Raw genomic sequence first — 13,965 nt, 5'->3', positions numbered from 1 at the left:
AGCGATTGACCAACTAGCCAATGGCCGGAATGGGCCGGAAGCCGCTGTTAGCTGCAACGAACTCCCAGGTCTGCAATGCGAGACAAAGCTGCCATTAGCTGCGCCTGCGCCAACGTCTGCTTTAGAAATTTACCAGATGCCCTTTACGGCATTTTCGATAATTGCCTTGGGGCGATGCATGGCAAGTTGCCTACGCGCTTCGTCATGACGCCCCAACCGTAGCAGAACGCCGACTGACGCATATTCGATCAAATCACGCTGCGCACGACTGCCACCAAGCCGCGCGTGATCCCAAAGCGCTTTTGTCAAAAGGTCATTCGCGTCCGACCAGTTCTGAGCAGCGATGGCACCGAATGCCTCTGCCAGATATCGCACAAGGTCCGCTGCCGGTCCCTTTGCTCCTGCAATAATCCGTTCAAGCGCCTCAGATCTTCCTGCCATCGCATATCCGAGTGCTGCATGTGCGTCCGCAAAACCTAAGCCGGGGTTCGGAAACTTCTCTGCGGCGTAGTCGCAAACGATCTGCCACCGTTCTTGGGGAATCTCTACACCCGAAAGCTCCGCCCGATATAGAACCGCTGCAAGATCAACCATTACATTTAATGGAGGTCCCCATGCGCCGCGCGGATCGATATCCCGGTCAACAATGCGCCACATCTCGTCTGTATCACCGCGTGCCAATGCCCAAAGGGCAATATGCCAAGCGATATGGCAATGCATTTGCCCCTCTTTATGATAGGAGCGTTGCCAGTCGGTGATGAACTCATAGCCCGCTTCTGTCTGGCCGGTTTCATAATAGAGGTGTGATCGAAAATGCGCCCCATGGGCATTTCGCGGATTAGCCCTAAGTGATTTATCGATGCTCTTCTCGGCGCGGTGGAATTGGCCGACTTCAACTTGCGCGAAGCCCAATAGGCCTTGGAGCCACCAGTCATCGCCATAATGGGGTTCAAGAATCTCCGCCAGCGCAAGGTTCTCAGCTTCGCGTCCCGGCTCGCCACTGAATCCGATGAGACTCAGGACGCCCAAGCAGGCTTGCGCGATAAGCACATCACGGGGATATTCCTGCAATTGATCCCGTGCGGCCTGATATCCGGCGGCGCTCTTGCCGTCGATCAATAGGCCGATGATCTTCATCTGCCGCGCTTCCCGTTCTGTCAGCGGCCTGTCGCACTCTTTTGCGCGATGAAGTGATTGTTGCGCACCAGCCCTATCTCCGACAAGCTGCCGGTAACGTGCCAATACGACATGTGGAAGGGCGAAGCCTTCGTCCTCTTCGGCCGCCAGTTTGAGCGCGGCTTCAACGCCAATCTCGGCCCCAAGAAACCGATCAAGGCCAAGAACATACGCATCTCTGGCCTTTTGCGAGTTCGTAGAAAGCGAATATCCGTATCTGTCTCTCATACTCAGCACCATGTCTGAGCCGATGCTACAACAAACCGCATAAAAAGTCTGTGGCTTCGCCAACGCGGTCGCTGATTAGTTTCGCAGCATTTCAGAAAAGAGGGCTCAAACCGGGCTTCTACTGCGTGCGCGAGCATCGTCGGTAGTGAAGGGTGCAGCTGGTGTGCGGTCTGCGGACAAAGCGGACTCTAATCGACCAAGTCGTAGTGCTTTATGGTGCGAGCCTCGACCAGTTCAGCCTCTGCCGGGTCTATGTGCGGGGTCTGATAGTCCTCACCAACGAAAGCTTTGAGCGACGCCAGGCTGTCCCAGACCATAACAAAGCTGAATTCTCTTGGACTATCTGACCGTGGGGCGCCTGGTAGAACTTGAACAATACCTTCAGTCCCCTTCATCAATGGAATTGCCTTATTATGAAAGAATTCGCCGAACTCCTTCTCCTTACCTTCTCGCACAAGAACCTGGAAAATGCGCATAATCATGGTGTGTCCCCCTATGAGCGGGTTTCACCTGCATGAATGCCTCGAATGGATTTATAGCACAACGATTGAGGTATGTCGTGGATGGGCTCGTTCCTGCCGTTAGCCGCATCGAGCACTGAGGTCTACTTGGTGGGACAAATCGACCATTCGACACGGTCTTTCAGTAGTTCACGCTTCTTGTTCCGACCACTGTGCGGCCATTTGGCGAACATCATCGGGGATTTCCGCCGCTCTCCGCGTCTCAAGGTTCAACATCACGCATCTAAAGACTGTCTCGAAAGCGACGGTGTCGCCTTCTGATTTGATCAGCCGGTGTCGGAACGTCATGGATTTGGAGCCAATCTCCATGACGGAAGTATCCAACCTGATCGCATCGCCTGCAGCCAGTTCTACACGAAAGTCGCTCTGAGCATTTACGACTGCAAAAGAAAGTCGTCGACCGTCTCGCATATCGGTTGCCGTTAGACCCATTTCCGACTGAATTGCAAAAACACCATCGGAACATGCTGCAAAGTAGCGGGACACGTTCAAATGGCCGAGGAAATCACAATCAGACGGATTAACGACAGAACGAAATGAAATCATCGCCGGCATCAGTAAACTCCCAGATATTGTTCAGGGATCATACACCCTGACTGCTTCCCGCAAAAGTCAGCTTCAGGTAGGGCTGCTGCCGTTCGGCCGAACTGCAGCATTCAGAACTTTGGGCTCGAAGCTGACTTTCGTTGCGCGAATCACGAACGGCTGGTGTGAGCTCTTCCCGTACAGCCTGGGCCCCGATAGCTCAAATTTTCAAATGTTACTATTTGCGCACAGCTGCCTTCTGCGCAGGGACGCAGCGAAGGGAGCGACACGCCCTTCTTGTCAGTGGCTTCCTAAATGGTTGCCCAAACCCAGCCCCAAACTGAACGTCGAGCAGTTCCAACACGCCAAAGTGGTGGGTTGGCGAAATGCTGCAGGATGCAAGAGCGGGAGCTTCGATGAGCTGCCCTGCACACCGCTAGGTCGCTCCAAAGCCCCCAGAGCCCCTTCCCTGCAATTCAATCGGACCATGGCGGCACGAAGACCGATGTCTCAGTCGGCCGACACTGACCAAGTTATGCTTGACTAGATTGCAAATCTCAACTTAACGTGCCCTTATGAACCAGACATCCTACATTAAGCTTAGCATTCGAATACCGTTCTAATCGTCAAACGATTTTTTCGGGAGTGCCAAGGTGGGACGCGGGATTTATACACCCTTCAGCAGTAGATGACTGTGTAGTCGACGGTTCAAGTCCGTCCATTCCTACCATCCGGTAGAACCTCCAACATTTTGTGAAGAAAATGCTTCACAAACTATGAGGCTAGTTTTCTGGAATGCACCAGATGATCTTTATTGACTTTGAAGCATCAAGCTTGTCAGCAGATAGCTGGCCGATTGAGATCGGCATTTGTTGGATCGATGAGCAAAACAAACTTCGTGTTGCGGCGAAGCTTATTAAACCTCACGCAAGTTGGCAAATGAGCGAATGGTCGGAATTCAGCCAGAAGGTTCATGGTATCACCCTGGATGAAATTAAAGCAGCTGAGGATGCTATGAACATTGCGCGATGGGCCCAAAGCCGCCTAGCTGGCAGATTGCTTCTTAGCGATGCGCCTAAGTTTGATAGCAGATGGCTGAACAAACTATTAGCTACAGACACAGCAAGTGACTCCTTGGAGGTTAACAGCGTCCAAAAGCACGCCGAAGCTCGTTTCGCTGGTACTGCCAGGGCGATGTTCTTCAGGGCCTACGCGAATGGACATGGAACTCACCGGGCAGCAGGCGATGCACTCCGACTGGGTCAAGCTTGGCGAGCAGCGGTGCGAAAAGAGCAAACGCTACTATCAAAGACTCCTTGATGGTTGGTTAGCCTATGAGTTGAATGCACTAGCTTTCGGCGACTAAAGTCCGAAAACTGGACATCTTAGTTAAACCTCATGCTGAAACACAAAATATGATATTTCAACGCTTTGCCGTGATTAAAGCCCCCGGCTTTCGCGACAACACGGACTGACCAGCTCTACATGCGGCATGAAGCAAACTGTGAAAATGAGGCCCCACAGAGACTCACAAGTTGATTGGCAGGGCCAGTTCAGTTCGAGGTGGAACTCGCAATAATCAGTAGGTAACGTCCTGCTATAAAGCACAGCTAGATGCGACAATGCTTCGGCTTCAAGAGCCAACCGGGATGCGATGACAAACTTTATAATTAAAGAGCCTGAAATTGTTTTTATCCACCTGCCAAAAACGGGTGGAACGTCCGTGAGAGATGCATTGGGGGAACTCCAAGGACGGTACTTTGGCCACATACCAGAAAAATTTCGGGGAAGGCTGTGCCTAGCAGTGGTTCGTGAACCAAGAGCTCGTTTCCTTTCCGCTTTTCGGATGTTCAAGTTCGGCAATAAACTTGAAAACGATTATTACGCCGAACCACGATGGCCCGACCTTACGATTTCACAAGCGCTTGATGTACTAGAAAACCCCTGGGTAGGATTTGATAGAAGTCATCGAAGCATCCCGTGGAATCTCAAACATCACATCATTCCGCAGACGCATGAGTTTAACTGCTTGCGCCATGCAGATACTGTTTTGAGGTTTGAAACCTTAGAAGAGGACTTCACACAGTTTTGCGCAGAACAAGGGATCTTTGCCCAGCTTCCGCGCCTTCGCGCCTCTCGTGGGGGGAGGGAAGACGAGGAAGTGTGGAGCGCCCATGACGAAGATCGGTTCAACCGGTTGTTTGCGGACGACTACCGCATGCTCAACTACGGCCCGAATATCACCGGCGAAAAGAAGAGACCGTATGTCTTTGCACCCATAAGCCACCAAACCGACACAGTATATGATCTCTGGTCCACCTACTTCTCGGATCAAAAAGTCATCGCAGAAGATGCTACAAAGGCGCTTCCGGACGCCGCCTGTGCCCTCGAGCCATTCGTAGATGAGATTATCCCAGGAGACCCGAGTAACGCTTGGGCTGGGCGCTCCAAAGACCTAGTGGCGCATTTCCGGAAGCTTCAACCAGAATTTTCCGGCGCCTCTCGGCTATCACACCTACTAGCATGTACTATCGTCGTACTTCGCAGAGCACCGAGCTGTGAGAAGGCCCTTGAGCTTTTCTGGCGCATCATGGACGAACAGTTTGAAACTATCCGGTCGGAGCTTTCTCTCCGCTGGCTCGTTTCCGTGGCTGATACGATTGCAGACTTTGGTCGAAGCTCAGGAGAACGGGCTGTCGGCTTGAGCGCCAGCGTTTACGCAAATACCGCAAAATTACATGAGAGCGAACTTAAGCTTTTTTACCCCAGACGCCCATGGCCTCCCCGCAAGCGGTTTTCATCAGGGGGCAATCTGTTCGACGGAATGCTAACCTATTGGACCGAGCAGGGAGATATGATTGAGAATATGTTTCAGCGATCATATGAAGTCGCAGTCTTGGAGCCTACGGCCGGAAAGGTTCTTGGGGAAGTTATCGAGAGAATGAAGATTGGGCCGACGGTCTACCGAAGGTTCAAGCGAATATCAGGTGAGAAGGCCACCCCGATTGTAGACGATAAAGTTAAAGACAGGCTTCAGCGGATAATGAAGAATAATCTTTAAGCGCCCGAATAATATCTATTTCAGCCGGATTAAGTCTGAGATTTTTCAACGGTTGCCTGCTAGCTAGGAGTAAATATGAACAAGGGGCGTAAACCGGATATTGTGTGCATTGGTGCGCAAAAGGCAGGCACTTCATGGCTACACGTTACTCTGGCAGCGAGAGACGACGTTTGGGTTCCGCCATTTAAAGAGATGCATTTCTTTGACCATAAGTTTATAGCTGAATGCCGCCGTTGGGCTCCATGGCACGTAAAGCAAGGACTGAAGATCGCCCGCGAACGTCACTTAATGCGGACCTTGGAACCTGATACTACTTATCTCGAGTACCTTGATCGCCTCCAAACTAAACCAATGCTGAATGGTACATGGTATAAGTACATCTTCTCGAGAGCGGCGGAAAACCAAAAATGCCTTGATGTTACTCCTGAATACTCTTGCATCCCAGACGAAGGTGTAGATTTTTTTAAACGTTTCCTACCGCAAACCAAACTGATTTATATTATCCGTAACCCTTTGGATCGCCTAACCTCACAACTGAGAATGAATGCACACCGTAAAAAGAAATTGCCATCCTCGCCTGAAGGCTGGGAAGAGCTGTTGAAGCAACCTGCTCTCAAAACTAGAGGCGACTACCTTAATAATATACCTCGTTGGAGCGCGAGATTTTCCTCAGATCAGCTATTGTACTTGCCATTCAGCCAAATAAGATGTGACCCTCAAAGTGCGCTACGGAAGATTGAACAGCATTGTGATCTCCCCCCCGCACAGTACCCTCAAGCTGGAGAAAAGGTCCATCGGACGGAACCACTTGAGCTACCCGAATTTGTGATTGCACGACTCAAAGAACTGGCGGCTCCTCAAAGCCATTTCATTCGGGAGCACTTTGGTGATAGCTTCTATAATGACACATAAGTGATATATGTCAGTAACGCCCCACTTCTAGCTCACATCGCCAATTTTTCTTCAGGAGAACTGAGCGCTAACTGCGCTTTAGGACGACATTTGGCATGGTAGCGATTGCATCTAGGTCAAGCTCGTATTGGGCATCCATACGCGTCTGAAGTTCTTCGTCAATTTGGACAATTTTACTCAAAAGCTTAGCACTCTTTAGCTGCTCGCAAGCTTTGCCTAACAACTCATGTTCAGTGCGATCATCAAGAAGATCATCTCCAACGTCTAATAGCGACGAAAAAAATGAACGCTCGATCTCATCCGGCTTTTCAAAGTCCCATATTATCACGTTCGCTCTCGGACACGCATCTCTTATGCGTCTTACGAGGTCGGCCCAAGAATGAACCGGAAAAGCTCCGTTAAGACGTCCGAGCTGAATGTCGTCGTCGCTAAGAAGGGATGTTAGACATTCGGCCTGGGGGGCTATTGCCAAATGCAATTTAATATCACGATCTGAAAAGGCATGATCGATGTTCTGGACCCGGCGTTTCGCTTTCGGGAACATGGTTTTCTTGGTAAGCATATCCTTAACAGAGCCCAAGAGAGCGTGTTCACTGATTACAATGTGTTGAAACTTATCGAGGGCGCTATTGCCCTTCAACGCAGGCTCTACCGCCCCTTGCAAAAGGCCCAGACGACTAGATGCAACCATCGTTGCTCGGAAGTTCTCTACGTACTCTTTACGAGACACTGGTTTCGTAGAGACACTCGATAAAATCTTCCGAAAACGCGCTGAAATGCAGTCTGTAAGACCGACTGCAACTCGATTTGCTCCCATATGTATCGAAGCAGTCTTCCTATTAGACATCATCAAGTTCTGGCAGTGCGTGTTCGAAGCTCGAGCCGCGGCCTTCAGCAGCTAATCTCGCAGTTGAAGCTAGTTGTGCAGCTTGGTGTATCAGTATTTTGTACTTCAGCTCTAACGCAGCCAAGCTTGGTTGCAATTGAGATAATTCAGCGGCAGTCAAACTGCTTGCAGCTTCATCTGATGATACAATCGCTTCAAGGAGCTCCCTAACCTCCTCCAACCGAATGTAAATCAACTCACCGCTCTCCGGCCTGAAATTCTTAATCTTCAGTGAAAATTGATCGTCTTCGGTGTCGATACTTAGCTGAAAGGTCATGGTCCACTTCCGTAACTAGCACTACCTGTCGTACTTACCTTCTAACACACGTTTCCGAGGCACTGCCATCCGTTTTTGGCACGAAACACATAGTCCCAGCCTTCCGCCCAAATGAACCTCGCATACCACGTCAGGGGCAACCTCCAACCTAACATCCAGAGGACTGATGGTGCATAAATCCTAAACCTTTACTACAAAGGCATGGCTACATCAGCGCAGGTGTGCACTCTCTGTTCTGTGGATTACCAGTGAAGATTTACGGTCGGTTTATTTAACCAGGGCGGAGTCCGAAGACTAGGACTTCAAATCCCCCCCTAACCGGGCTACCAAATGTCGCAGATGTTTGGACAAACGGTCCCTGTGTTTGCTAGCCCGCTTATGACTGTCGAGGCTTCCGACGAACTCATTCTGCCTTGCCTTATCATGCGTAATATTGGGCCACGCAAGCTTGCGGGACAGAACCCGACTTCAATTTACTATGTCTAGACAATTTGAGCGAGCTGAATCACAGATTGCAAGCGAATAGCAAAATCGGCATTATCAAACCTGCCTTAAGACCTAGTATCGATATTCAGCAAGCCGATATAATAGCTTCGCGCTTCATCAATGAACCCAAACAGTTCAACATACCTTATTAGTATTCCCTCGAGCAGCCGAATTCGTTCGTCATCATCCATCTGTCCGCACTCCTTTTAAGCCATACCAACATCAAGAGGTTAACAACTTCTTAACAGCGAGAAAAAATAGCTCCTCATGTGAACCATTCACGTTCCAGAGAGCGTTTAATAACGCTAGATTGCAATTCATACTTCCCACGCATAGCACGCGGAAATTAGGATATGGTTTAAGCATTTACCACCAGCCTTCATCGCCACTGGCGCCTACCATCCGAAATTATTGAGGTAAGCTCAAGCTTGGGCCGCGATGACAGAGACAGCGTCACTGACGGAAGGCATCTTATACCTTCAAGGTATTTAAGCAGAGAGACATGTGCCAATGTCCAATTATCTACTTTTGGCCAAACGGCAGACTTTACACAACCGAGCATAGCTAATAGAGAACCCGGTCGATCAACAGAAAGTTTCCGCCTCCAGATCACCGAGCCATTACGCTTCATTCGCACCAACATATCACCCTCTCCCATATCGCCCCCCATTCACTGAGAAAGCTACCATCGCATCAAATGCTGGAGCGATATGTACTCTCGAGTCAATTACATTTTGTTCTGGCCCTCTATTCCATGAAAAAGTGGCTGCTAATTCTCTTCTTTCATTTTAGGGAATTAGGCTTAGCCTAATTCCCTAACTTCGGAAAATTGGGGATAGGTTAAGAATAGCTATTCTACTAAATCGAGGCCTCTATCCTATAAAATGGTTGCATATTTTTCTTCCTGAGTAGCGCGACCGAGACCAAGCTACACCCCAATATGACGCCAAATATACGAGTGGAAGTCGAATCACCCCTTAGATGATTCGCCTTTTAGTAGCTTTCAAGAGTGCAATTGGAATCGCATTAACGATTAATCCGGAGATGACGATTGGTGTCCACTTTTATGACCAATCGGACCACAATCGAGTACCACACTAATCTTTTGCAAATCGCCCGTTAGGCAAAAATTCGGCAACGATCCACTTTTGAGCTTGCAGCCCCCCTTCCTTTGAGGCCTACTGCTCAGTGATGACAGTGAATGATCATATCGCCTTTGCCCAGATATCGGCACGCTGAAGTTCGTTTATCGGACAGACAGCGATCCGATCTGTGAGGTAAGCGCAGCCTCTCCTCACACCTGAAGCTCGATCATTTAAAACATGGCTTTCAAAGTGCATTTCTTCATCGATTCACCTCTCTCCTGTCCATTGATTTGCTGCCAGCGCCGCTGGCGAGCTACACGTGCATCCACACCACAGTTTCGGCGTTTGAAACGAATAGTCAGCTAACCTAATCAGGATAAATTTTCCTGAATCTTAGCTAATTATTAACGCTTGGATGCCATTGCAGCTTTGCTGCAGGCTAATGACCAAGCTCCATGAGTACACTGGAGCTCTCATGTCTACTGAACTTGTCGAGCACGACACTTGGAACTATTCCCCTCCTAAACTACCGAAAGCATCGGTAGTGCGCTTGAACCACATTCACGGCGTTTTGCCTTTTGACGGCGTTCGGAACCCCGGCTTCCGCAGCTCAACGTCTCACCGTATCTGGCTTCCCTATCAAACAGCCGCCAACGACTGGCAACCTAAAGTGGGCATCTGTGAAAGCGCCGCTGAAGCAGCAGTCGCAATCGATGCTCTGATCTCGCCTCAAACATACGATGTTAAGTTTCAACCGTTTTCCGTCGCGTTTGAGTATGAAGGTAAGCAGCGCGAGTACACTCATGACTTGCTAATCACGCATAGGTCTGGGCGAAGGGATCTGGTGTTTGTCCGAAACGGTACAAGTCTCAGCAAACCCAAAACACGGCGCGAGATCGAAGCAATCATCAGGGCCACGCCTCCCCAGGCCGCAGATAATTTGCTCATTGTTAGCTCCGACGACTACTCTAGGCAACGCCGCGAAAATCTCTTTCGGATGCATCAGTTTCTACAAGAAGAGGACGTCGAGGCGGAAAACCATGTGCTTTCGATTGCAAAAGCATCGAAGAGTCTTTGGCAAATGAAAGATATCATCAGGTCGTCTCAAATTCCTAAACCACGAGCATTTCGCGCGTGCTACCGATTAATTGCACGCAAGAAGCTGATCGCAAATTTGGACCACGTTATTCTAGAAACATCCCGTGTGCAGGTGGCTGCATGAGACTTAGCCCCAGATACAGTTACCCCGCAGGAACCGAAATCACACTTAACTCTGAAAACCTGTTACTTCGCTCTACAACTGCAGAAGGCTATGAGCTTGTAAACACTTCCACCGGTGAGGTGGGAGTGACGTCTTTCTCCAAATTCGCAAGCCTCCTAAAAAGCCCCGTAATGAAAGTATCTTGTTCAAGCGCATTAACTACAGGTATTTTGGAGCTCCGTCTCGGAGACCTGAAGTATGCCGATCAACTTGCAGCACCTCAGAGAGAGAACGGGGAGTTTCATCGTGCAATCTGCATCGCCGCTGTATCATTGCGAGAGAACCTACGGATCAAAAGTGGAGACAACAATCTACGATTAACTGGGAAGCTACTTGACGAAAGAAGCAATCGAATTTTTGTTTGCGAGGTCGCGAAAAGCGTTCTCGGTAAGGCCGTGTATCCAGCGAAGCCGCCGGGAGGTAGGAACTCGCATTGGGTACTTTATCGCGGTCGGACGATCTTAAAGTACCTAGAGATCTTTGATGAGCTAACCACTGAAGACGACGTGATTGCCGCGCTTGCGACACTTGACCATAAAAAAGGGAATAGGACCCAGAGGCTACCCATCGAACTAATGGAACTTATGACCGAAGCATGGGAGGAGATCGGACTGGACCTTAAGGGCCCTTCTCCCTCAAATGTTCTAAATCATCTCGAAATGCTGATTTTTGAGAAGAACAAAGCTCGAAAAAGGAATGGCCTTCACGCTCTTGCTGTACCATCGCAAAAGACGCTCCTAGCTCATCGAGCGTACCTCCAAAGCCCAACTGAATATACAGTTGCAATTAAGGGAGAAGTTTACGGCCGAAACAAAAGGGGGAGAGGCAGTACAGATTTCCGGGCTTTGCTCGTAGGTGAGCTTGTTGAAATTGATGAATGCAAAATCTCTCTGATCACAACTGCAAAAATGCAGGGGTATTGGGAAAGATTATCAACTCACCAGAAAGAAAACCTCACCGCTATGGACGAGGACATCAAACAGCGTTTGAGTCTCCTTGTAATGATTGATGTCGCCAGCAGGATGCCTCTAGCGTGGGTACTGAGTGACCAACCCAAAGCGAAAGCGACATTAGCACTTTTCAGAATGGCCACACGCGACAAGACGAGGGAAAAGACTGTTTATGGGTGCGCTAATGACCCCGCACCAGCCATGGGTTTGGGCATGATCAAGTCCGATAATGGAGTTGGCCTACGAAACTCAACGGTAATTAGCAGTGCGGTCGGGTTAGGCGCGTTATTCAACGCCGTCAGGACTTCTGCTTCTTCCGACAAGCCATACGTTGAATGCTTTTTTGGAATGACTGAGTCAATGCTTATCAAACTGATCCACGGTTACACCGGCCGGAAAGCTGGAGAGCTCCCGGGCTACGATTCAGTAAAAAATGGTGCGCTAAACACGGACGAACTTTACGGTATTCTAACCCGTTTTTTTATTGATGAGTATCCTTCAAGAAAGCACATGGGAGTAGGAATGGGAGGACGCCGACCCGCAGAAGTCCTAAAGGATCTCAACAACGAACGCGGTTTATTCAGACCGCTGGATGAAGACCAGCGCCGAATTCACCTCGGCTGGAACTTTCAAGTAATTCCAAATGACGAAGGAGTCCGAGTATTAGCTGAGCTTTGGTACAACTCTGAACAATTCCAAAAGGTTGTAGACGAAACTCCACACACCAAAGTCTCAGTATACCTTGACCCAGACAATGTGAATGAAGCCACAGCTATCATCTCGGGTGTTTCAGAAATTTTTCGACTTCAACTTCAGGTTACAGCATATTCAGACCTGACGGTTGCGGAAGTCCTTGAGGTTACAGAAGCTCACCTTCGCGAATCCCCGGACGCTGCGGTGATCTACCAAGATCGAATTATGTCGACACGACGTAGGCTGCACAACCAGCTAAGAAGAATCGGCGTCGAGAACAATTTGCCTCGCAGCTATTCAACATTTGAAGAGTGCGAAGAAAAGGCTCGCCATGTGTTCAGGGGTGTTCGCATTGAACCATCAAAATTCGAACAAGAAACGGTACGACCTGGAGAAATCACTTCGAGTAACGGCGGCCCAGGCGTCTATTCACTTGGCGCGGACAAGAACCCAAGTGCGAAGCTGAAGCCGTCCTTAGAAGTGGCTGAGACTTTTAAAATGGATCAAGTTGTTCCAGAGATCTTCCCAGCTGCCACAAATTCAGTTTCGAAGAGCGTAAATCCGGATACTGACAAGAAACACCAACCTATCGGACGACCCAACGGAAAAGGTAGTTTTAAATGAGCTTCGTGAACCATAAAAGGATTGCACTCTTGACGGAGCTCAAAAGTGAGCATTTCGATTTCCCTCGCGCAAAAATGCTAAGAGCGGCCTTTGAAAGGTGTGTCGAGGAGCACTTTTTAGCCCAACAAATTGGAGGCCTCGAGGTTCGCGGCTTGATGGTGACGGGTCAGTCTCGAGTTGGAAAATCAAGAGAGTTGAAATCGCTGGTGACAGAATTCAACGAAAGTGGGACTTTGATGGCAGACGGCCGGCCGGCTAGGGTCGTCAGTTGTCTGCTTTCTGGTCGGGTCACCTTCAAGGACCTTGGAATCAAAACCCTTAAATCTCTTGGGTATGACCTGCAAAGGAGGAGCCCGACCCAAGAGTACATCTGGGAGAGAGTTGTCGATCAAGCTGAAAGGCAGGGTGTCATCGGCATCCATTTTGATGAGTGCCAACACGTCTTTATCGATGGTGCAAAATCAAACAAGATTTTCCTCGATAGCTTCAAGTCGATGATGAAGGAGCCTCGTTGGCCAATGATGTTAATTCTATCTGGTGTTCCGACCCTCTCCGATTATATTCGTTCGTACGAACAGCTTGAGAAGCTAGTTGACCCAGTCCATTTTGATGAGATTAGACTAAAACGGGACCGTGACCAACTCGTGAAACTCCTCTACTGCTATGCCGATAGCGTAAAGATGAATATCGATGAACTTGTTACCCCAGACTTTTTGGCACGCCTTGATCATGCTTGCTCCCACCGGTGGGGGCTCGTAATCGAATTGTTGATCAATACGTTAGTAGAAGTAAAGCTGTCTGGTAGAAATCACCTTGAAGTGAACGACTTCGCCGTACAGTTCGCTACCAAAACAGGTACTTTGATGCGATCCTCGCCATTCACTGCACCCGACTTCTTGCAGGCGTTCGATTCCCAAAAGCTATTTGAAATTAACTCATAGCTAAGATGGACCTGTAGTCTACCTAGTTAATGCTCGCCCCCCCGGCGGGCATTTTATTTTAAGTGCATGCACGTTTATTCTCCGTAGCTGCATACTTATGCTCATCAGCGAAATTGGGCTCCAAAATAACAGCCTGATTATTAACGCTTTTTTACGCTGCAATATTTGTTGGGAAGTGATTCTTTGCACGCTTATGCCCATTCGGCACCGCTTTGTCAGTTCGCCCATACGGACCGCGTAGCCCAAGCGCCCCACTGCCCCTCAGGCCGCAGCGAGCGTCTTTTCCGCTTCAATCACCGACGCGCAATTTGGCAGGTCAACGGTGAACTTCGTCCCGAC

11 protein-coding genes are annotated in these 13,965 nt (G+C 49.4%); 6 read left to right on the top strand and 5 right to left on the bottom strand.

The annotated features are described in order from the left end of the window. Positions 1 to 129 precede the first annotated feature (129 nt). From ACN0SD_RS17920 to ACN0SD_RS17910, 3 genes are all read right to left on the bottom strand, one after another. Positions 130 to 1,416 (bottom strand): tetratricopeptide repeat protein, encoded by a 1,287-nt coding sequence (locus tag ACN0SD_RS17920; RefSeq protein WP_417809585.1) that lies wholly within the window; start codon positions 1,414 to 1,416, stop codon positions 130 to 132. 176 nt (positions 1,417 to 1,592) lie between these two features. Beyond that, positions 1,593 to 1,886 (bottom strand): antibiotic biosynthesis monooxygenase family protein, encoded by a 294-nt coding sequence (locus ACN0SD_RS17915; RefSeq protein ID WP_417809584.1) that lies wholly within the window; start codon positions 1,884 to 1,886, stop codon positions 1,593 to 1,595. 168 nt (positions 1,887 to 2,054) lie between these two features. Continuing rightward, positions 2,055 to 2,480, bottom strand: coding sequence for an acyl-CoA thioesterase (locus ACN0SD_RS17910; protein ID WP_417809583.1), 426 nt, complete (start codon positions 2,478 to 2,480; stop codon positions 2,055 to 2,057). Between the two features lie 774 nt (positions 2,481 to 3,254). On the opposite strand from ACN0SD_RS17910, the gene ACN0SD_RS17905 reads away from it, so the two are divergent. The 3 genes from ACN0SD_RS17905 (at position 3,255) to ACN0SD_RS17895 (ending at position 6,423) form a co-directional block, all read left to right on the top strand. Beyond that, positions 3,255 to 3,770 (top strand): hypothetical protein, encoded by a 516-nt coding sequence (locus tag ACN0SD_RS17905; RefSeq protein ID WP_417809582.1) that lies wholly within the window; start codon positions 3,255 to 3,257, stop codon positions 3,768 to 3,770. A 334-nt stretch (positions 3,771 to 4,104) separates the two neighbouring features. Next, positions 4,105 to 5,511 (top strand): sulfotransferase family 2 domain-containing protein, encoded by a 1,407-nt coding sequence (locus tag ACN0SD_RS17900; protein WP_417809581.1) that lies wholly within the window; start codon positions 4,105 to 4,107, stop codon positions 5,509 to 5,511. 75 nt (positions 5,512 to 5,586) lie between these two features. Further along, on the top strand, positions 5,587 to 6,423 hold the full coding sequence (locus tag ACN0SD_RS17895) for a sulfotransferase family protein (protein ID WP_417809580.1): 837 nt from the start codon (positions 5,587 to 5,589) through the stop codon (positions 6,421 to 6,423). Positions 6,424 to 6,490: 67 nt separating this feature from the next. On the opposite strand, the gene ACN0SD_RS17890 is transcribed toward ACN0SD_RS17895, so the two are convergent. Together ACN0SD_RS17890 and ACN0SD_RS17885 are read right to left on the bottom strand one after the other, a co-directional pair. Further along, entirely contained in the window at positions 6,491 to 7,114 is a 624-nt protein-coding gene (locus ACN0SD_RS17890) for a hypothetical protein (protein WP_417809579.1), read from the bottom strand. Between the two features lie 148 nt (positions 7,115 to 7,262). Next, positions 7,263 to 7,586: a hypothetical protein gene (locus tag ACN0SD_RS17885; protein WP_417809578.1), complete on the bottom strand. Its 324-nt coding sequence runs from the start codon at positions 7,584 to 7,586 to the stop codon at positions 7,263 to 7,265. Between the two features lie 2,046 nt (positions 7,587 to 9,632). Between ACN0SD_RS17885 and ACN0SD_RS17880 the strand changes: the two genes are divergently transcribed. From ACN0SD_RS17880 to ACN0SD_RS17870, 3 genes are read left to right on the top strand one after another with little or no spacing between them, the layout of a single operon-like run. Continuing rightward, the gene (locus ACN0SD_RS17880; RefSeq protein ID WP_417809577.1) at positions 9,633 to 10,379 is read left to right on the top strand and encodes a hypothetical protein; all 747 of its coding nucleotides are present in this window, start codon (positions 9,633 to 9,635) and stop codon (positions 10,377 to 10,379) included. Next, the gene (locus ACN0SD_RS17875) at positions 10,376 to 12,685 is read left to right on the top strand and encodes a hypothetical protein (protein ID WP_417809576.1); all 2,310 of its coding nucleotides are present in this window, start codon (positions 10,376 to 10,378) and stop codon (positions 12,683 to 12,685) included. The genes ACN0SD_RS17880 and ACN0SD_RS17875 overlap by 4 nt, the downstream gene beginning before the upstream one ends. Beyond that, entirely contained in the window at positions 12,682 to 13,626 is a 945-nt protein-coding gene (locus ACN0SD_RS17870; RefSeq protein WP_417809575.1) for an AAA family ATPase, read from the top strand. Before ACN0SD_RS17875 ends, ACN0SD_RS17870 begins: the two co-directional genes overlap by 4 nt. Positions 13,627 to 13,965: the final 339 nt, after the last annotated feature.

Origin of the sequence: Thioclava sp. (genome assembly GCF_048263065.1) — a bacterium.
Taxonomy (GTDB): Bacteria; Pseudomonadota; Alphaproteobacteria; order Rhodobacterales; family Rhodobacteraceae; genus Thioclava.
The sequence above is the reverse complement of the archived record's forward strand: the minus strand, read 5'-3'. Positions and strand labels throughout refer to the sequence as shown.